A 19806-nucleotide genomic window follows, 5' to 3' on the forward strand; every position below is an offset into this window, starting at 1 on the left:
TTGCCCGAGTCATCAACGAAACCCGGATGCGTGCCACGCATCCGGGTTTTTTCGTTCATGGGCGGTCGGGAGTGGTCCGGGGGCTGCCTGTACAATGGCCCATCCCTTTCCCCCGAAGACAGGAACTCACGTGTCGACATGGTTGGTGACCGGCGGTGCCGGTTTCATCGGTGGCAACTTCGTGCTGGATGCAGTGTCGCGTGGCGTTCGCGTGGTGAACCTGGACCTGCTGACCTACGCCGGCAATCCGGACACCCTGGCGGCGATCTCGACCCATGACGGATATCGTTTCGTCCAGGGAGATATCGGCGACCGCGCCCTGGTCGCCGCGCTGCTGGCCGAACACCGGCCGGACGCGATCGTCAACTTCGCTGCCGAAAGCCACGTCGACCGTTCGATCGACGGCCCGGCCGCCTTCGTCCAGACCAATGTCGTCGGTACGCTCGGCCTGCTCGAATGTGCTCGTGATTACTGGAAGTCGCTCGACGGCGCAGCACGCGACGACTTCCGCTTCCTGCACGTCTCGACCGACGAGGTCTACGGCTCGCTGGGCGACATCGGCAAGTTCACCGAAACCACGTCCTACGCGCCGAATTCGCCGTACTCCGCGTCGAAGGCAGCGTCCGACCACCTGGTCCGCGCGTTCCACCACACCTACGGCCTGCCGACGCTGACCACGAACTGCTCGAACAACTACGGGCCGTTCCAGTTCCCCGAAAAGCTCATCCCGCTGATCATCGCCAAGGCGCTGGCCGGCGATGCCCTGCCGGTCTACGGCGACGGCCGCAACGTCCGCGACTGGCTGTACGTGGGCGACCACTGCAGCGCCATCCGTGCCGTGCTCGAGCGCGGTCGCATCGGTGAGGTCTACAACGTCGGCGGCGACGCCGAACGCGAGAACATCGTCGTGGTGAAGACGATCTGCGCGCTGCTCGACGCGCGTCGCCCGCTGGCCGATGGCCGCGCGCGCGAATCGCTGATCACCTTCGTCAAGGACCGCCCTGGCCACGACCGCCGCTACGCCATCGATGCGACCAAGCTGAAGTCCGAACTGGGCTGGGCGCCGTCGGTGACCTTCGAGGAAGGCATCGCGCGTACCGTCGACTGGTATCTCGATCACCAGGACTGGGTGAGCCGCGTGCTCGACGGCAGCTATCGCCTGGAACGCATCGGGAGCGCCGCATGACCGCGCGCAAGGGCATCATCCTCGCCGGCGGTTCCGGCACCCGGTTGTATCCGATCACGCAGGCAGTCAGCAAGCAGCTGCTGCCGGTCTACGACAAGCCGATGATCTACTACCCGCTCAGCGTGCTGATGCTGGCCGGGATCCGCGAGGTGCTGGTCATCAACACACCGCACGAGCAGGTGCTGTTCAAGGCCCTGCTCGGCGATGGCTCGCAGTGGGGCATGCGCATCGAATACGCCGTGCAGCCGAGCCCGGACGGGTTGGCGCAGGCCTACCTCATCGGCCGCGATTTCGTCGACGCCCAGCCCAGTTGCCTCGTGCTCGGCGACAACATCTTCCACGGCCCCGGCCTCACCGCGATGCTGCGCGAAGCCGACACCCTGCAGCACGGTGCGACCGTGTTCGGCTACTGGGTGCGCGATCCGGAGCGTTACGGCGTGGCCGAATTCGACGACACTGGCAAGGTCATCGGGCTCGAAGAGAAACCGGAAAAGCCGAAGTCGCACTATGCCGTCACCGGCCTGTATTTCTACGACGGCCGCGCCAGCGATTTCGCAGCGGATCTGAAGCCTTCGGCACGTGGCGAGCTGGAAATCACCGATCTCAACCGACGCTATCTCGAAGACGGCTCGCTGCATTTGCAGCGCCTCGGTCGCGGCTATGCCTGGCTTGATACCGGCACCCACCAGTCGCTGCTCGAAGCCTCGAACTACATCGAGACCATCGAGGCTCGCCAGGGGCTGCGCGTGTGCTGCCCGGAGGAAATCGCCTGGAACAATCGCTGGATCGATGCTGCGCAGCTCGAACGTCTCGCCAAGCCGCTGGTGAAGAACGGCTACGGCCAATACCTGCTCGGTCTGGCCGAGCGCGGCTTCGTTCCCTGACACGCCGCCCCATGAAGATCATCGAAACGGATCTGCCCGGCTGCATCGTCATCGAGCCGCATGTCTTCCATGACAGCCGTGGCTTCTTCTACGAATCGTTCAACCGTGACAAGTGGGCTGGAGCTGGCTTCTCCTTTCCCGAATTCGTTCAGGGCAACGTGTCTTCCTCGGCGCACGGCGTGCTGCGTGGCCTGCATTACCAGTGGCCGAAGCCACAGGGCAAGTTGGTCTCGGTGATCGAAGGTGAAGCTTGGGATGTTGCCGTCGATATCAGAAGAGGATCGCCAAGCTTCGGTCGCTGGACGGCCGTGCTGCTCAGCGCGGAGAACAAGCGTCATTTCTGGATTCCGGAAGGCTTTGCGCACGGTTTCGCGACCCTGAGCGCGCGCGCGGTGTTCTCCTATCTCTGTACCGAGACCTATGATCGCGAGGCCGATGCAGCGATCCGCTGGAACGATGCTGATCTCGCCATCGACTGGCCGATCTCCGCGCCGTCGCTGTCGGAGAAGGATGCGAAAGCGCCGTTCCTTGCAGACGTGCCCGAGGCACGGTTGCCCGTCTTCGCAGGCTGAGGTCGCGATGCGGATCCTGTTGTTCGGTGCCAATGGACAGGTCGGCCACGAGCTGCGACGCAGTTTGGCCCGCCAGGGTGAGATCGTCGCGACCACGCGCAGCGGTCGTCTCGAAGATGGCAGCGCCTGCGAGATCGCCGACTTCGATGCGCCCGAGGCCTTGCCTGCGCTGGTCGAGCGCATCGCGCCGTCACTGGTCGTGAATGCCGCAGCCTACACGGCGGTGGACAAGGCCGAATCCGATCGCGATGCCGCGTTCCGCGCGAACGCCGAAGCGCCATCGCGCATCGCCGAAGCGTGCGCGCGCAGGGGCATCCCGCTGGTGCATTACTCGACCGATTACGTGTTCGACGGCACCGGCACGCGGCCGTATCGCGAAGACGATCCGACCGCGCCGCTCGGCGTCTACGGCGAGAGCAAGCTCGCCGGCGAGCAGGGCATCCGCGCCAGCGGCGCGTCGCACATGATCCTCCGCACAGCGTGGGTGTACGCACCGCACGGCAAGAATTTCCTGCGCACCATGCTGCGCCTGGGGGCCGAGCGCGACACGCTCGGTGTCGTCGCGGACCAGATCGGCACGCCGACCTCCGCCGGCCTCATCGCCGATGTCACTGCCGAGGTCACCGCGCGGCTGCTGTCGCAGACCGGCACGCCGTCCGGCACCTGGCATCTCACCGCCAGCGACGAAACATCCTGGCACGGCTTCGCCGAAGCGATCTTCGCCGGCGCGGTCGTACGCGGGCTGCTGCCCAGGGCGCCGCAGGTCAATGCGATCGCCACCGCCGATTACCCGACCCCCGCGCGGCGCCCGGCCTATTCCAGGCTGGATACTTCGCGCCTGCAGGTGGACTTCGGGGTGGAACTGCCGGATTGGCGGGAGGTCTGTGATCTCGTCCTCGACGGGATTGCGCGATCATCCACGCCGTGATCCTCTGCAGCCTTGATTTCCGCTTCAACAGAATGCCGATCTGCCAGCCACAGCGTCACCGAATCCATGGGGGAGCCATGAAGAAAGTCGTCATCACATCCATCACCTCGCTCGCACTCGCACTGGGCTCCTTCACGGCCCTGGCTCAGACGCCGAAGCCCCATGAGGTCGAGGATTTCATCCGCAAGCCGAAGTTCTACGGCATCAAGATATCGCCGACCGGCGAGTATTACGCCGCGACTGTCGCGGTCGGGCGGAAGACCGGCCTGATCATCGTCAGGCGCTCGGACAGCAAGGTCACGGCAACGATGGGCGTGCCGGGCGACCAGACGCACGTCGCGGATTTCGAGTGGGTCAGCAACGATCGCGTCGTCCTGTCGTCTGCGTTGAAGCTGGGTGCGCTCGAAGCGCCTCAACCCACCGGTGAGCTGTTCGGTGTGAATGCGGATGGCAGTAAGGCGGACATGCTGATCGGTTTCCGTCGTCAGGGCGATTCCCTGGGCAGCGCCATCGGCGATTCCAAGCCCCAGTCGGTGTTCGCCGAGGTCATCGACGACCTGCCCGCAGACGACAAGAACGTGATCGTGGCCATCACACCGTTCACTCGCGATCCCTACACCCGGGTCGAGAAGATGGATGTGTTCACTGGCCGACGCGTGCAGATCGCCCAGGTGCCGGTGCGAAATGCCCAGTTCCTGACCGACAATGCGGGACAGGTGCGTTTCGCGCTGGCGATGGAAGTCGACCGCACCTACAAGCTCTTCTATCGCGCCGATGACAAGTCCGAATGGAAGGTGATGTCCAGCAGCTTCAAGTCCGGGCTGAAGGAGATTCCGCTGGGCTTCTCTCCCGACAACGGCACGGCTTACCTGCGCGTCGAGCACGAGCAGGGTCCCGATTCGATCGTGGCCTGGAATATTGCCGAGGACAAACGCACCGAGATTTTCCGCGACGACAACACCAGTCCGTCGCCGATCTATGCGCGCGGGCAGCTCGAGGGCTTCCATCTGATGGATGGTCTGCCCAGGCGCGCTTTCATCGATGAGCAATCGCAGATCGCCAAGCTCTACCGCAAGCTGGAAAAAGCCTTCAAGGGACAGGGCGTCACGATCACCTCGATGACCGACGACGGCAAGCTTGCGCTCGTCGCGGTATGGTCCGATCGCAATCCCGGTGACTTCTACGTCTTCGACACGACGACCAACAAGGCCGACTACCTGCTCAGCGCCAGTGACTGGATCGACCCTGCCGCTCTCGCGCCGGTGAAGCCCATCACGTTCAAGGCAAGGGATGGCCTGGATATCCACGGTTATCTGACATCGCCGGTGAACGGCGAGGCGAAGAACGCACCGCTGGTCATCCTGATCCATGGCGGTCCGTTCGGCATCTACGATGCCTGGCGTTTCGACTCGGAAGCGCAGATGCTCGCGGCCCATGGCTATGCCGTCATGCAGGTGAATTTCCGCGGTTCGGGCAACCATGGCATCGGGTTCGAGCGTGCCGGCAAGCGGCAGTGGGGCGGCAAGATGCAGGACGACATCACCGACGCCACCAAGTGGGCGATCGCCCAGGGCATCGCGGATCCTTCGCGGATCTGTCTCTACGGCGCCAGCTATGGTGGTTATGCCTCGCTGATGGGCGTTGCGAAGGAACCGGACCTGTACCGTTGCGCGGCTGGATATGTCGGCGCGTATGACCTGCCGACGATGCATACGGCTGGCGACATCCAGGATCGCAAGTCCGGCGAGAATTTCGTGTTCGAGTGGATCGGTCCCAAGGAGGAACTGGCAGCCGTATCCCCGAATCGCATCGCGAATCGCATCAAGGTGCCCGTGTTCCTCGCTGCGGGCGGGCAGGATCAGCGCACGCCGATGAAGCACACGGAGATGATGGAAAAGGCCCTCCGCGCTGCGAACGTGCCGGTCGAGGCGATCTACTACCCGACCGAAGGCCACGGGTTCTACAAGACCGAGAACGAGCGCGAGTACTACGGCAAGCTCCTGACCTTCTTCCAGCGTCACCTCGGCGGTCGCGCACCGGTGATCAAGGCGGACGAGAAGAAGTGATGCCTCGGCCGTGATGTCCTGAAACGACGAAGCCCGCTTCCGCGGGCTTCGTTCGTGCATCGGCCTGAACAGCGCCCGGCAGCGATGCCGGGCGTTTCTCGTTGCGGGCCTCAGTGGTTCGGCGTGACCAAGGTACCGATGTCGGCGCCGCGCAGGATCTTCAGCAGCACGCCGGGCTGGCTCATGTCGAAGATCCGCAGCGGCAGGTCGCTGTCGCGGCACAGCGCGAACGCGGCGGTGTCCATGACCTGCAGGTTGCGGGCGATGACCTCGTCGTAGGTGAGCGTCTCGTAGCGCACGGCGTCGGCGTGCTTCTTCGGATCCTTGTCGTACACACCGTCGACCTTGGTCGCCTTCAGCAGCAGGTCGGCGCCGATCTCGATCGCGCGCAGTGCCGCGCCGGAGTCGGTGGTGAAGAAGGGGTTGCCGGTGCCGGCGGCGAAGATCGTGATCCGGCCCTTTTCCAGGTGACGCACGGCGCGGCGGCGGATGTAGTCTTCGCAGACGTCGTTGATCTTGATCGCGCTCATCACCCGGCACTTCGCACCGAGCTTCTCCAGGGCGTCCTGCATGGCGAGCGCGTTGATGACGGTGGCGAGCATGCCCATCTGATCGCCGGTGACACGGTCCATGCCGCCTGCGGCCAGGCCCGCGCCGCGGAAGATGTTGCCGCCGCCGATCACCAGCGCGATCTCGGCCCCGGCGTCGCGGACTTCGATGACTTCCCGGGCGAGACGGCCGATGATCTTCGGATCGATCCCGTAGTCCTCGTCGCCCATCAGGGCCTCGCCGGAAAGTTTGAGCAGGACGCGGCGGTAGGCGAGTTGGGACGACATGGCAGACTCCGGAGGTGATGACAAAACTGCGGAATTCTAACCCGCCGGGGCGCGAGCCCGGGCTCGATTCCCGCATCCTCCCTGCGTTGTCAGGGTTCGTAAACCGCGTACAGCTTCCGCGCAGGCTCGATCACTTCCCAGATGCCGCGGAAGCCGGCGGGAATGACGAAGCTGTCGCCGGCGGCGAACACGGCTTCGGTGCCATCGTCGCCGGTCAGGCGCACTCGCCCGGCCAGCATGTGGCACAGCTCGTGCTCGGTGTAGCGCACCCGCCAGGCACCGACCTCGCCCTCCCAGACGCCGCACTGGAAGGCCTGGTCGGCCGAGGCGTAGACATTGTCGATGGCTTGCCGGGGCGTCCCCTTCACGAGTCGGTCGCTGTCGACCGGTTGGCGGGGCGCGTGGTCGATGTGGCCGGGCAGGCGGACGATGGGGGGCATGGCGGGCGGTCCCAAGGGTGACTTCCCGGCATGGTGCCGGACCGGCGCGGGGCTCACAATGCCGGTCATCCTCCTCACAACGAGACCCGCATGGCTGCCAAGACCCTCCAGGAATTCCTGTCCACCAGCAAGGAAAAGGACCTCACCGGCGACGCCTTCGAGCTGGAAAGCCCGCACATGCTCGAAGCCCGCATCGATGGCCTGATCTGGGCCAAGGCTGGCGCGATGATCGCCCGCAAGGGCAACGTGAAGTTCACTCGCCAGGGCATGCTGGAGCAGGGCCTGGGCAATCTGCTGAAGAAGGCGGTCAGCGGCGAGGGCATGACCCTGATGAAGGTCGAAGGGCAGGGGCGCGTCTACCTGGCCGACGTCGGCAAGAAGATCACCGTGCTGCGCCTGCAAGGCGAGTCGATCTTCGTCAACGGCAACGACGTGCTCGCCACCGAATCGACGATCACCAATGAAATCAAGATGATGCGCAAGGCGGCCGGGATGATGACCGGCGGCTTGTTCAACGTGAAGCTCAGCGGCAGCGGCCTGGTGGCGATCACCTCGCACTACGAGCCGCTGACCCTCCCGGTCAGCGCCAGCACCGGCCCGGTGTTCACCGATCCGAATGCGACCGTCGCCTGGTCCGGCGGCCTGTCGCCGGAGATCGTCACCGACATCAGCTTCAAGACCCTGATCGGGCGCGGTTCCGGCGAAAGCATCCAGCTGCGCTTCGCCGGCGAAGGCTGGGTCGTGGTGCAGCCGTATGAGGAGGTCTATTTCCAGCAGGGCGGCTCGTCGTCCGGTGGCGGCTTGCTGGGGGCGCTGGTGGACTGATCGGCCTGCCCCCGATTTCGGCACAACAAAAAACCCGCGGTTGCCCGCGGGTTTTTCGTGATCGTCCGGAATGGACGAGCGGTGCGGCGATCAGACCTGCATCGCCTTCGCCACTTCGGCGGCGTAATCCTCGACCACCTTCTCGATGCCTTCGCCCACGACGAGGCGCTGGAAACCGACGACGTCGGCGCCGGCGGCCTTGACCGTGGCTTCCACGGTCTGGTCGCTGTTGAGCACGTAAGCCTGGCCGTACAGGGTGTTCTCATTGATGATCTTGGCGATCTTGCCGCCGATGATCTTCTCGAGGATGTCGGCCGGCTTGGCCTTGTCCTTGTCGGTCATCTTCGCCAGTTCGATTTCCTTTTCCTTGGCGATGAAGTCGGCCGGGACGTCCGAGGCCTTGTTGTGCGGCGGGTTCATCGCGGCGACGTGCATCGCGATGCCACGGGCCAGTTCGGCGTCGCCACCGGCCAGCTCGACCAGCACGCCGATCTTGCCGCCGTGCACGTAGGCCGCGACGTTGTTCGCGGTCTCGATGCGGGCGAGGCGACGGATCTGGATGTTCTCGCCGAGCTTCGACACGGCGGCGGCGCGCGCTTCCTCGACGGTCTCGCCGGAGGCGGTCTTGGCGGCCTTCAGGGCTTCCACATCGGCGGCGCCGGAGGCCAGGGCGGCCTGGGCGACGGCGTTGGTGAAGGCGATGAAGTTCTCGTCCTTGGCGACGAAGTCGGTCTCGGAGTTGATCTCGACCAGCACGGCCTTGCCGCCGTCCTGGGCGACCGCGACGCGGCCTTCGGCCGTCACGCGGTCGGCCTTCTTGCCGACCTTGATGATGCCCTGCTTGCGCAGCCACTCGGCCGACGCGTCGAGGTCGCCGTTGTTTTCGGTGAGCGCCTTCTTGCACTCCATCATGCCGGCGCCGGTGCGCTCGCGCAGTTCCTTGACCAGGGAGGCGGTGATTTCAGCCATGGGATACCTCTTCGATGAATGTGTGTGGCAGGAGCGGCTTCAGCCGCGAAGCGCGAAAGCGCCGTGCTTGCGGTCGCTTGCATGGCGATTCCGACGGCCGATCGCGTCGGCGCGCGGGAAATCGCGGCTCAAGCCGCTCCTGCGTGAAAATCGGTGCGGCCGCGCATGCTCGCGCGGCCGCGTGACACGGGAATGAACCCGCGGAATTACTCGGCGGCGGGCGCGTCGGGCTTCTTGGCGCCGCGCGGCGGACGCGGGCCACGCTTGTCGGCCTTGGCTTCGCCTTCGCCTTCGGCAGCGAAGTCTTCCTCGCGGACCGAGGCGGCCGACGGGGCGGCAGCCTTGCCTTCGAGCACGGCATCGGCGGCGGCACGGGCGTACAGCTGCACGGCGCGGATGGCGTCGTCGTTGCCCGGGATGGCGTAGTCGACCAGGGCCGGGTCGTAGTTGGTGTCGACGACGGCGACGACCGGGATGCCGAGCTTCTTGGCTTCCTTGATCGCGATGTCTTCATGGCCGATGTCGATCACGAACAGCGCGTCGGGCAGACGGTTCATGTCCTTGATGCCGCCCAGCGAGGCCTGCAGCTTGTCGCGCTCGCGGCGCAGGTTCAGCACTTCGTGCTTGACCAGCTTCTGGAAGGTGCCGTCGGTTTCGCCGGCTTCCAGCTCCTTCAGGCGCTGGACCGACTGCTTCACGGTGCGGAAGTTGGTCAGCGTGCCGCCCAGCCAGCGCTGGGTCATGTACGGCATGCCGCAGCGCTCGGCTTCTTCCTTGACGGTGTCGCGCGCGCTGCGCTTGGTGCCGAGGAACAGGATGGTGCCGCGCTTCTGGGCGATCGCCGAGATGAAGTTCATCGCGTCGTTGAAGAGCGGAACGGTCTTCTCGAGGTTGATGATGTGGATCTTGCCGCGGGCACCGAAGATGTACGGACCCATCTTGGGGTTCCAGTAGCGGGTCTGGTGGCCGAAATGGACGCCGGCTTCCAGCATCTGGCGCATGGTGATCTGGGGCATTGCAGTGACTCCGGATAAGGGAACCGACCGCCGGGCCGCGTTGCGGCATGTGAGGGCGGTGCGGCCGCCGGGCGGCGGTCGCGGGGTTCCGGGGTTGGGCCTCCCCGTCGCGCCGTGTCCAGATTCCTCGCCTGACCGGTGCCTTGGCGCCAGACTTGCGAGAAACACCCCGGAACGGTGGTGTGCGACGGGTGTGGATTCGGCGATGACGTCCGCCGTGGACGGTGTATGGCAGGGCAGGTGCCCGGCCAAGCCGCCGAATTCTAGCCGCGACAGGGCCTTGCGGGCAAGTCGAGCACACCGATGGGCGCGGGGCAGGGCTGGCGCGGGCGCGAACCGAGGCGCGAATGGGCGATAATGCCGCCATGCCGATCACCATCAAGACCCCTGAAGACATCGAGCGCATGCGCGTCGCCGGCCGGCTGGCCGCCGAGGTGCTGCAGATCATCGCCCCGCACGTGAAGCCGGGCGTCACCACCGGCGAGCTGGACCGCATCTGCCACGAGCACATCGTGAACACGCAGGGCGCGATTCCGGCCAACGTCGGCTACCGGGGCTTCCCGGCGACCATCTGCACCTCGGTCAACAACGTGATCTGCCACGGCATCCCCGGGCCGACCAAGGTCCTGAAGGACGGCGACATCATCAACATCGACGTCACCGTCATCAAGGACGGCTGGCACGGCGACACCAGCCGCATGTACTACGTCGGCACGCCTTCGGTGATGGCGAAGCGCCTGGTCGAGACCACCCGCGAAGCCATGTTCCGGGGCATCCGCATGGTCAAGCCCGGCGCGACCCTGGGCGATATCGGCCATGCCATCCAGACCTATGCCGAGTCCCAGCGGTTCACGGTGGTGCGCGAGTACTGCGGCCACGGCATCGGCAAGGTCTACCACGAGGATCCGCAGGTGCTGCACTACGGGCGCCCAGGCGACGGACTGGTGCTGAAGCCGGGCATGACCTTCACCATCGAGCCGATGATCAACGAAGGCACGCACCACACCCGCCTGATGCCCGACGGCTGGACCGTGGTCACCAAGGACCGCAAGTTGTCCGCGCAGTGGGAGCACACCGTGGCAGTGACCGAGGACGGCGTCGAGATCCTGACCCGCCTGCCCGGCGACGACAACGATCTCTGATCGCATGGTCGACGCCGCCTCCACGCTTGCGGACGGCGGTCCGGCGTCCGTGCCTCCCGATGGCGATGCCGCCTGGGCCGCTGGTGCCCGCGCGTCGCTGGCACGCACCGACGCCGCGCTGGCGACGGCCTTCGATCGCGGCGATGACGTCGATCGCCTGGTCGCGATGCGTGCGGCGGCGGTCGATGACCTGATCCGCCAGGCCTGGGCCCGCTGTCTGCCCGCCGATGCCGGCGCCAGCCTGCATGCCGTCGGCGGTTACGGTCGCGGCGAACTCTTTCCCCAGTCCGACATCGACCTGCTGGTGCTGGCCGACGACGCGGCCCAGGCCCGTTACGGCGATGCGCTGTCGCGCTTCCTCGCCGTGCTGTGGGACGCAGGGCTGCAGGCCAGCCAGGCGGTGCGCTCGGTCGAGCAGTGCATCGAGGCCGCCGACGACCAGACCGTGCTGACCGCGCTGATGGAGTCGCGCGCCCTGGTCGCCGACGCGGGCGCGACCGACGCGCTGCGTACTGCGATCTCGCCCGAGCGGATCTGGTCGGCCCGCGACTACTTCAACGCCAAGCGCGAAGAGCAGGCGTGGCGCCACGCGCGCTACGGCGACACCTCCGACAACCTCGAGCCCAACCTCAAGGACGGCCCGGGCGGGCTGCGCGACATCCAGACCCTGCGCTGGATGGCGCAGCGCATGCTGGGCAGCGGCAACCTCGAATCGATGCTGGCGTTCGGCCAGATCGGCGCGGTCGAGTTCGATACGCTGGAGCGCGAGCGCAAGGCATTGTCGCGGCTGCGCTTCGGTCTGCATCTGGTCGCCGGACGCCGCGAGGAGCGCCTGCGTTTCGACTACCAGAAGCTGCTAGCCGCGCGCCTGGGCCATACCGACGATGCCGACAACCTCGCCGTCGAGCAGATGATGCAGGGCTTCTATCGCAGCGCCGGGCGGGTGCTGCGCATCAACGACCGCCTGCTGCAGCGCTTCGAGGAACAACTGGAAGGCGAGGGCGAGACCGAAGTCCTCGACGACCATTTCGAACTGCGGCGCGCCTATCTCGCGGCCCGCGATCGCGCGCGCCTGCTCGACGGCACTGCCCAGGTCTTCGAACTGTTCGCGGCCTGGGCCGCGCATGCGCAGAGTCGCGGCCTGCATTCGATGACCGCGTGGACGCTGGCCGAGACCCTGCCGTCCATTCCTGCCTATCCCGATGCGTCGCCCGAACTGCGCGAGCAGTTCATGCAACTGCTGCGCGGGCCGCAGCCGGTGAAGACCCTGGAGCGCATGGCCCGGCTTGGCGTGCTGGGCCGCTGGATTCCGGCGTTCGCGCAGGTTTCCGGACGCATGCAGTTCGATCTGTTCCATGTCTACACCGTCGACCAGCACACGCTGGCGGTGCTGCGCAATCTCGCGCTGTTCGCCTCCGGGCAGACCGACGATCGCTTCTCGATCGCGCACACGATCTGGCCGTCGCTGCGCAAGCCGGAACTGATGCTGCTGGCCGGCCTGTTCCACGACATCGGCAAGGGGCGGGGCGGCGATCATTCCGAACTGGGTGCCGTCGATGCGCGCGAATTCTGCGCTGCGCACGGCGTGTCCGAGGCCGACACCGCGCTGATCGAATGGCTGGTGCGCAAGCACCTGCTGATGTCGGTGACCGCGCAGAAGCAGGACATCACCGATCCCGAGGTGATCCACCGTTTCGCCACTGAGGTGGCCGATCGCGAACGCCTCGACCACCTCTACCTGCTGACCTGCGCCGACATCGCCGGCACATCGCCGAAGCTGTGGAACGCCTGGAAAGACCGGCTGCTGGCCGACCTGCACACGGCGACCCGCTTCGCGCTGCGTCGCGGCCTGGAGAACCCGGTCGCCGCCGACGAGCGCATCGTCGAGAACCGCAGCGTCGCACACGGCCTGCTGTTCGCCGAAGGCCTGGACAGCGCGACCGTCGATGCGCTGTTCGCACGCATGCCGCGCGAGAACTTCCTGCGCAGCCGGCCCGACCAGATCGCGTGGCAGGCGCTCGCCCTGCGCGATGCCGGCGACGCCGCGACCGTGATCTCCGCGCGCCTGCTCAGTCGCCATGGCGGCGGCTGCGAGGTGCTGGTCTGCACGCCGGACCGCGACGGTCTTTTCGCGGCCATCGTGATCACGCTCGACCGCCTCGGCCTGGCGATCCAGCAGGCGCGCGCGCTGGACGGCCCGGCGCTCGACGGACACGGCAGCACGATCTTCGACACCTTCCACGTGCTGCCGGTGGATGCCGCGAACCCGCCATCGATCGTGCAGATCGAAGCCGGCCTGCGTCGCGCGCTCACCGGAGATCTCGACCGTTTGCTGCCGTCGCGACGCACGCAGCCGCGTCATCTCAAGCATTTCCGCATCTCGCCGCGCATCGGTCTGGAGACCACCTCCGACGGGCGCCATACGCAGCTGAGCCTGATCTGCACCGACCGCCCGGGTCTGCTCGCCGACGTGGCCCACGTGCTGCGCTGTCAGCGCGTGCGCGTGCAGGACGCACGCATCGCCACCTTCGGCGAGCGCGCGGAAGATCTGTTCCTCATCGCCAGTGCCGGCGACACCGCACTGGATGACGCACAATGCGCGACCCTGCGCGATGCCCTGCGCACCGCGCTCGACGGCCCGCCGAAGGGCTGAAGCCTCCACTTTCCCCCGAATCTCCCATACCGAATGAACATCGCCATCGCCGAACTGCAGTCCATCATCGACACCGCCTGGGAACGTCGCGCCGAGCTGACCGCTGACGAGATCGCCCAGCGCGTCCGCCCGGCCGTCGACCAGGCCATCGCCGGCCTCGAAGCCGGCACGCTGCGCGTCGCCGCGCCGAACGCCGAGGGTGGCTGGACCGTCAACGAGTGGCTGAAGAAAGCCGTGCTGCTGTTCTTCCGCACGCAGGACATGCAGGTGGTCGATGCGCAGCCGGCGCCGTTCTGGGACAAGGTCCCGGCGCGCTTCGAAGGCTTCACCGAGGCCGACTTCCGCGCGCTCGGCGCGCGCGTGGTGCCGGGCGCGATCGCGCGTCGCGGCGCGCACATCGGCAAAGACGTGGTGCTGATGCCGAGCTTCGTGAACATCGGCGCCTACGTCGGCGAAGGCACCATGGTCGACACCTGGGCCACGGTCGGCAGCTGCGCGCAGATCGGCAAGCATTGCCATCTCTCCGGCGGCGCCGGCATCGGCGGCGTGCTCGAACCGCTGCAGGCCAGCCCGACGATCATCGAGGACCACTGCTTCATCGGTGCGCGCTCCGAAGTCGTCGAAGGCTTCGTCGTCGGCCACCACAGCGTGATCGGCATGGGCGTCTTCCTCGGCCAGAGCACCCGCGTCTACAACCGCGCCACCGGCGAGATCTCCTACGGCTCGGTGCCGCCGGGCAGCGTCGTCGTCTCCGGCCAGTTGCCCGCCGCCGACGGCTCGCACTCGCTGTACTGCGCGGTGATCGTCAAGCAGGTCGACGAGAAGACGCGCAGCAAGACCTCGATCAACGATTTGCTGCGCGGTCTGGCGGATTGACCTGGATGTTGATGTTGTAGAGCGGGTCGAAGACCCGCTGCGGCATTTCCGGAGACGTGACAGCGGGTCTTCGACCCGCTCTACACAAGGGATTTTTGCGCCATGACTACCCTCTACGGCCTCAATAACTGCGACACCTGCAGGAAAGCCCGCAACTGGCTGAAGCGCTTCGAGATCGCGCATGAGTTCGTCGACTACCGCGACAACCGCCAGTCGCCGGAGACTCTCGTCGCGTGGAAAGAGGCGCTCGGCGGCTGGGAGGCGATGATCAACAAGTCCTCGACCACCTGGCGGCAGTTGCCGGACACCCGCAAGTCGCCTGGCTCGGATGCCGAGTGGAAGCTGCTGCTCAAGGAATACCCGCAGCTCATCCGCCGGCCCGTGGTGGTCACCGACGACGGCGTGGTCACGCAGGGGTTCAGTGACAACGGGTTCAAGAAGCGCTTCGGAGTCGGATCGTGAACGGCACAGTGGATTCGAATGTCTTCGAGTTGACCTGCGACCTCATCGCGCGTCGCTCGATCACCACCGAGGATGCCGGCTGCCAGGCACTGATCGCCGAACGACTGGAGCGCGCGGGCTTCCGCTGCGAGCACCTGCGCTTCGGCCAGACCGACAACCTCTGGGCGACGCACGGCACGGGCGGTCCCGTCCTCATCCTGCTGGGCCACACCGATGTGGTGCCGCCGGGGCCGATCGAGCAATGGACCAGCGATCCCTTCGTGCCGACGGTGCGCGACGGCAATCTCTACGGCCGCGGTGCCGCGGACATGAAGGGCAGCGTGGCCGCGTTCGTGATCGCGCTGGAACGCTTCGTCGCCGAGCATCCCGACCATCCGGGCACCGTCGGCCTGCTGCTGACCTCGGACGAAGAGGGCGACGCGATCGATGGCGTGCCGAAGGTCGCGAACCTGTTCCGCGAGCGCGGGCAGCGCATCGACTGGTGCATCACCGGCGAGCCTTCGTCGAAGGCGACGCTCGGCGACCTGCTGCGCGTCGGGCGTCGGGGCACGCTGTCGGCGACGCTCACGGTCAAGGGCATCCAGGGCCACGTGGCGTATCCGGACAAGGCGCGCAACCCGATCCACCAGGCGATGCCGGCGCTGGCCGAACTGGCCGCGCGGCGCTGGGACGAGGGCTACGAGAATTTCCCGGCGACGAGCCTGCAGATCAGCAACATCCACGCCGGCACCGGCGCGAACAACGTGATCCCGGGCGAACTGCAGGCGATGTTCAACCTGCGCTTCAACCCGAACTGGCGCGCGGAACAGCTCGAAGCCGAGTGCGCGGCGATCCTCGATCGCCACGGTCTCGAATACGACCTCCGCTGGCACCGCGGCGGCGAACCGTTCTACACCCCGGAAGGCCCGCTGCGCGCGGCTGCGCGCGAGGTGCTCACTGCGTTCGCGGGCACGCCGCCGGAAGAGAACACCGCCGGTGGCACCTCCGACGCACGCTTCATCGCACCGCTCGGCGCGCAGTGCATCGAGATCGGCCCGGTGAATGCGAGCATCCACAAGGTCGACGAGCACGTCTCGGTGGCGGATCTGCAGCGACTGCCGGATCTGTATCGGACCTTGATCGGGAAGATGCTGCAGGTGGGGTAACCGCCCTGGTCGTGTGGCGGGGGCTGGTTTGCGCCTCCCTCTCCAGACGCCTGTGGCAGGTTCGGCCGCCAGCGGAAAGCGGGAACGGAGCAGGTTCCGCTCTACAAGGGCGGGACACAGGGGGCTATGCTTCGGCATCCGCCGCCCGGAGTTCCCGATGCGCCCGCTGCTCGCCCTCTGCCTCGCCGTCGCCACGATGACCGCCCACGCCCAGCACCGCCCCGAGAACAGTCCCTATCCCGACAATCCGATGCCGGAGAAGTCGATGACCGGTCGTACCGCGCTCGTCATCCACGGCGGGGCCGGCGTCATCGAACGCGACCAGTTGTCCGCCGAGCAGGAGCGCGCGATCCGCGCCGACCTCGACCGTGCGCTCGACGCCGGCCATGCCGTGCTCGCGCGCGGTGGCGACGCCCTCGATGCGGTCGAAGCCGCGATCCTGGTGCTGGAGGAATCGCCGCACTTCAACGCCGGCAAGGGCGCGGTCTACGACGCCGACGGCGGCCACCAGCTCGACGCCTCGGTGATGGAAGGCCACACCCGCCGGGCCGGCGCGGTGGCCGGCGTCACCACGGTGCGCAACCCGATCAAGCTGGCGCGCGCGGTCATGGAACGGAGCCCGCACGTGATGCTGGCCGGCGCCGGTGCGGAAGCCTTCGCCGATACGCAGAAGGACATCGAGCGCGTGCCGAACACCTGGTTCGACACCGAACACCGCCGCAAGCAGCTCGAAGAGGCCAAGGCCCGCGCGCAGCGCCAGGCCGGCCAGGATCTGCGCGGCACCTATTTCGGCACCGTCGGCGCGGTCGCGCTGGATCGCAACGGCCGCATCGCCGCCGGCACCTCCACCGGCGGCATGACCAACAAGCGCTGGAGCCGCATCGGCGATTCGCCGGTGATCGGCGCCGGCACCTGGGCCGACGACCGCTGCGGCGTTTCCGGTACCGGCTGGGGCGAGTTCTTCATCCGTGCGGCCGTGGCGCACGACATCTGCGCACGCGTGGCCTATCGCGGCGACCGCCTGGTCGATGCCGCCGATGCGGTGATCAACGGCGTCGTGCCCACGCTGGGCGGCGACGGTGGCGCGATCGCCCTCGACAGCGCCGGCAACATCGCTCTGCCGTTCAACACCAGCGGCATGTATCGCGGCTGGGTCAAGCCCGATGGCAGCCGCGGCACCGCCGTGTTCCGCGACGATCCCTGATCGCTTCGGCCAAGGCGCGCGTGCGCAGTGGACATCGACCTGTACCGCCGCCTGCGCAGCGTGGCGCGGCGTCATGCCCGTAACGCCGCCGAAGCCGAGGACCTGGTCCAGGACGCACTGCTGATCGCGCTCGAAGAACGGCGCGACGCGCTCGATGCCGGGGCATTGCCTTGGCTGTCGGGCGTCATCCGCCAGCGCGCGCTCATGCAGGCGCGCAGCGCAATCCGCCGGCGACGTCGCGAGGTGGCGGTGGCGGCGCCGACCGACGAGGTCGTGCCATCCCCCGACGCAGCGCCCGATGCGACGGACCTGCTCGCGCGCCTGCCGCCTGCCGCGCGTCGGCTTGCGGTGCTGGCCCTGCACGGACTGGGCCACGAGGAAATTCGCTGGATCCTGGACATCCCCGACACCGCGTTCCGCCAGCGCCTGACCCGCATCCGCAAGGCGCTCGGCACGATGTCGACCGGTCAGCGCGCCGAGGCCCTGGCCCTGGCCTACGTGCGCGATCCCGCGCGCAGCGTCGACCTGCAGTTCGGCCTGGTCCGACGTGCGTTGAAGGCGGCGCTGGCCGGGCGCGACGGCCTCGGCAGCCACGATCCGGATGGCCATCTGCTGGTCGTGCGCACGCGCGCTCACACATCGGCAGGTGGCGGCAACTGACAGGGGCGACCGGGCGTGCAGCGCGCCCGCCCGGCGTTCACGCATTCGACCATCACAGGAGTCCTCCCATGCTCGTCAACGCCAAAGTCGGCGCCATCGTTTTCTTCGTCGGTGTCCTCGACCGTTCCGTCGCCTTCTACCGCGACACCCTCGGCCTGCCGGTGGCCGAACTGGAAGGCCACGACGGCCCGTTCGCCCTCGCCGAACTGGGCGACCTGAGCCTGGTGTTCATCCAGCGCCCGGCGAAGGCCGGCGACAGCCCGGTGGTCGTGTTTTCGCTCGACGGCGGCATCGACGACTATGCCGAGGCCCTGGCGGGGAAGGGCGTGGAGATCGTGGTCCCGGTCAGCGAAGCGCCGGATGGCGGGTTGACCCTGGACTTCCTGGATCCGGACGGCAACGTGCTGAGCCTGTACCAGCCGCAGGGCGCGCCGCGCGGCCGAGCAGGCTGACAGGTCGCGGTGTCCATGGACGCGGCAGGCCGGTCCGGCCTGCCGTGCCGATCCGGCATGACACGCGCTAGAGCAGCTTGATCCGGTCCAGCACCTTGTCGACCAGGCCCAGGTACTTGCTGGTGGCCTTGATGATGTCGCGCACCTTGTCGGCCTGCGCGATGGCGGTCTTCAGGTCGGTGCCGGCCGCGATCACGCTCTGGAGGTTGTCGTCGATCTGCGCGGTGGTCTGCTTGAACAGCAGGCCGCCGCTGATCATCACCCGGAAGTTGATCTCCTGCATCTCGCGCACGATCGCGTCGGCATCGTCGGCGGAGGTGACCGTCGAGAGGCGGTCGGACAAGGCCTGGTGCTGCGCGATCAGGTTGTCGTGCAGCTGCTTGGTCTCGCTGTTGATCGTGCTCTGGTTGGCGATGACGGCGTTCATGGTGCGGCTCCCTGCTGGCCGCTGGCGGCAGCTTCGCGTTGCTTGCGGATCGCGTCGACCTGATCGCGGTAGGTGGCGTATTCGCGCTGCACCAGATCGATCAGGCCCTGTGCGCCGTCATTGCGGCCGGCGGCGAGTTCCGCATGCGCCGATGCCAGCAGCCCGAGCGACCGTCGCAGCGCCGCCAGCGAAGCGTCCTGCGCGTCGCGCTGGTCCATGGTCGTGACGTACTGCTGCACCACCGCGCGCTTGGTGTCCTTGTCGGGCGCGCGCAGGAAATCCACGGATTGCTGGGCCAGCATGGTTTGCCAGGTATTGCGCACCACGCTGCGCACGCCGCTGTTCTGGTCAGCGCCGATGGCGTCCATCATCGTCGAGAAGGTGGCCTGGATGCCGGGGTTGGCGGTGCGGATCGCGCGCATCGCGTCCCGCTCCCCCTTGATCTGCAGCAGCAGGCCGCCGAGCGTGGCGAAGCCCCCGGCCACGCCGGCCGGCAGCTGCCGGCCGTCCAGGGCGCCGATGGTCTCGCCGAGCTTCACCAACTCCTGCTGCGCATCGTCGCGCCGCTGCGGGTCCAGCAGTTTTTCCAGCGAGGCGGCGTAGGCATCGATCACGGCGAAGGCGCGGCTCCACTTGGCCACGTCCTCGTCGCCCAGCACGGTCAGGAACTCGCCTTCGGTAAGTGTCGGCAGACCCATCGCGCGCTCGATCTGCTGCTGGCGCAGGAAGGCGTTGATGTCGGAGAAGGCCTGCGCCGTCTGCTGGTTCGCGGTGGCCGCGCCCTGCCGGAACTGTGGAATCTCCTCGCGGTCCGGCGTGGCGGTGCAGCCGGCCAGCACGGTCAGGAGGAGGACCAGCGGCCATGAACGCCGGCCGCGGGCGGGAGAAGGCGCTGTGCGGGCCGGCGTCGCGCCAGCCGGTGGATACGGCATGTCCTGCATCGGTGGTCCCCTGTCGATCCGTGGCGCGTCCTGGAGCGGCCTTCGCGCCGGTAAGGCCGGCTTGCGTGACGGTCGTCATCGTAGCAAGCCTGTGGGTGGGAACGGCAAGCGAGTGCGGAAGC

At 67.2% G+C, this 19806-nt stretch carries 19 protein-coding genes and 1 pseudogene; 14 read left to right on the forward strand and 6 right to left on the reverse strand.

Annotated features, from left to right (window positions below):
* Positions 1-130 precede the first annotated feature (130 nt).
* The 5 genes from rfbB (at position 131) to ACFQ0E_RS10935 (ending at position 5636) form a co-directional block, all read left to right on the forward strand.
* Positions 131-1186 carry a dTDP-glucose 4,6-dehydratase gene (rfbB, locus tag ACFQ0E_RS10915; protein ID WP_386823662.1) on the forward strand — a complete coding sequence of 352 codons (1056 nt, stop codon included), beginning with the start codon at positions 131-133 and terminating at the stop codon, positions 1184-1186.
* Positions 1183-2070: a glucose-1-phosphate thymidylyltransferase RfbA gene (rfbA, locus tag ACFQ0E_RS10920; protein ID WP_386823663.1), complete on the forward strand. Its 888-nt coding sequence runs from the start codon at positions 1183-1185 to the stop codon at positions 2068-2070. The genes rfbB and rfbA overlap by 4 nt, the downstream gene beginning before the upstream one ends.
* An 11-nt stretch (positions 2071-2081) precedes the next feature.
* Positions 2082-2642 (forward strand): dTDP-4-dehydrorhamnose 3,5-epimerase, encoded by a 561-nt coding sequence (gene rfbC, locus ACFQ0E_RS10925; RefSeq protein WP_386823664.1) that lies wholly within the window; start codon positions 2082-2084, stop codon positions 2640-2642.
* A gap of 7 nt (positions 2643-2649) precedes the next feature.
* Positions 2650-3570 carry a dTDP-4-dehydrorhamnose reductase gene (rfbD, locus tag ACFQ0E_RS10930; RefSeq protein WP_386823665.1) on the forward strand — a complete coding sequence of 307 codons (921 nt, stop codon included), beginning with the start codon at positions 2650-2652 and terminating at the stop codon, positions 3568-3570.
* Positions 3571-3647: 77 nt separating this feature from the next.
* Positions 3648-5636 (forward strand): alpha/beta hydrolase family protein, encoded by a 1989-nt coding sequence (locus ACFQ0E_RS10935; RefSeq protein ID WP_386823666.1) that lies wholly within the window; start codon positions 3648-3650, stop codon positions 5634-5636.
* A gap of 110 nt (positions 5637-5746) precedes the next feature.
* Here ACFQ0E_RS10935 and pyrH read toward each other — a convergent pair whose 3' ends face one another.
* Positions 5747-6472: a UMP kinase gene (gene pyrH / locus ACFQ0E_RS10940; protein ID WP_386823667.1), complete on the reverse strand. Its 726-nt coding sequence runs from the start codon at positions 6470-6472 to the stop codon at positions 5747-5749.
* Positions 6473-6561: 89 nt separating this feature from the next.
* A complete protein-coding gene (locus tag ACFQ0E_RS10945; RefSeq protein ID WP_386823668.1) occupies positions 6562-6912 on the reverse strand; it encodes a cupin domain-containing protein in 351 nt (116 codons plus the stop codon).
* Between the two features lie 90 nt (positions 6913-7002).
* Between ACFQ0E_RS10945 and ACFQ0E_RS10950 the strand changes: the two genes are divergently transcribed.
* Positions 7003-7737, forward strand: coding sequence for an AIM24 family protein (locus ACFQ0E_RS10950; protein WP_386823669.1), 735 nt, complete (start codon positions 7003-7005; stop codon positions 7735-7737).
* 90 nt (positions 7738-7827) lie between these two features.
* Here ACFQ0E_RS10950 and tsf read toward each other — a convergent pair whose 3' ends face one another.
* Both tsf and rpsB read right to left on the reverse strand, forming a co-directional pair.
* Entirely contained in the window at positions 7828-8706 is an 879-nt protein-coding gene (gene tsf, locus ACFQ0E_RS10955) for a translation elongation factor Ts (protein ID WP_386823670.1), read from the reverse strand.
* A gap of 206 nt (positions 8707-8912) precedes the next feature.
* Positions 8913-9722 carry a 30S ribosomal protein S2 gene (gene rpsB / locus ACFQ0E_RS10960; RefSeq protein ID WP_386823671.1) on the reverse strand — a complete coding sequence of 270 codons (810 nt, stop codon included), beginning with the start codon at positions 9720-9722 and terminating at the stop codon, positions 8913-8915.
* Between the two features lie 347 nt (positions 9723-10069).
* Here rpsB and map point away from each other — a divergent pair, with 347 nt between their 5' ends.
* From map to ACFQ0E_RS11000, 8 genes and pseudogenes are all read left to right on the forward strand, one after another.
* On the forward strand, positions 10070-10864 hold the full coding sequence (map, locus tag ACFQ0E_RS10965) for a type I methionyl aminopeptidase (RefSeq protein ID WP_386823672.1): 795 nt from the start codon (positions 10070-10072) through the stop codon (positions 10862-10864).
* Between the two features lie 4 nt (positions 10865-10868).
* Positions 10869-13517, forward strand: a complete 2649-nt coding sequence (glnD, locus tag ACFQ0E_RS10970) for a [protein-PII] uridylyltransferase (protein ID WP_386823673.1) — start codon at positions 10869-10871, stop codon at positions 13515-13517.
* 51 nt (positions 13518-13568) lie between these two features.
* A pseudogene (dapD, locus tag ACFQ0E_RS10975) lies at positions 13569-14393 on the forward strand (2,3,4,5-tetrahydropyridine-2,6-dicarboxylate N-succinyltransferase); the annotation flags it as partial.
* A gap of 102 nt (positions 14394-14495) precedes the next feature.
* Complete coding sequence (locus tag ACFQ0E_RS10980) at positions 14496-14855, forward strand: Spx/MgsR family RNA polymerase-binding regulatory protein (protein ID WP_386823674.1); 360 nt, start codon at positions 14496-14498, stop codon at positions 14853-14855.
* The gene (gene dapE / locus ACFQ0E_RS10985) at positions 14852-16000 is read left to right on the forward strand and encodes a succinyl-diaminopimelate desuccinylase (RefSeq protein ID WP_386823675.1); all 1149 of its coding nucleotides are present in this window, start codon (positions 14852-14854) and stop codon (positions 15998-16000) included. The genes ACFQ0E_RS10980 and dapE overlap by 4 nt, the downstream gene beginning before the upstream one ends.
* Positions 16001-16250: 250 nt before the next feature.
* Positions 16251-17204, forward strand: coding sequence for an isoaspartyl peptidase/L-asparaginase family protein (locus ACFQ0E_RS10990; protein WP_386824117.1), 954 nt, complete (start codon positions 16251-16253; stop codon positions 17202-17204).
* A gap of 27 nt (positions 17205-17231) precedes the next feature.
* Positions 17232-17864, forward strand: a complete 633-nt coding sequence (locus ACFQ0E_RS10995) for an RNA polymerase sigma factor (protein WP_386823676.1) — start codon at positions 17232-17234, stop codon at positions 17862-17864.
* A 68-nt stretch (positions 17865-17932) separates the two neighbouring features.
* Positions 17933-18316, forward strand: a complete 384-nt coding sequence (locus ACFQ0E_RS11000) for a VOC family protein (protein ID WP_386823677.1) — start codon at positions 17933-17935, stop codon at positions 18314-18316.
* 67 nt (positions 18317-18383) lie between these two features.
* Here the strand turns inward: ACFQ0E_RS11000 and ACFQ0E_RS11005 are convergent, their stop codons facing one another.
* Both ACFQ0E_RS11005 and ACFQ0E_RS11010 read right to left on the reverse strand, forming a co-directional pair.
* Positions 18384-18743, reverse strand: coding sequence for a hypothetical protein (locus tag ACFQ0E_RS11005; RefSeq protein ID WP_386823678.1), 360 nt, complete (start codon positions 18741-18743; stop codon positions 18384-18386).
* Entirely contained in the window at positions 18740-19675 is a 936-nt protein-coding gene (locus ACFQ0E_RS11010; RefSeq protein WP_386823679.1) for a hypothetical protein, read from the reverse strand. The genes ACFQ0E_RS11005 and ACFQ0E_RS11010 overlap by 4 nt, the downstream gene beginning before the upstream one ends.
* Between the last annotated feature and the right edge of the window lie 131 nt (positions 19676-19806).

The organism is Lysobacter brunescens, from assembly GCF_042677005.1.
Lineage (GTDB): Bacteria > Pseudomonadota > Gammaproteobacteria > Xanthomonadales > Xanthomonadaceae > Lysobacter_I > Lysobacter_I brunescens.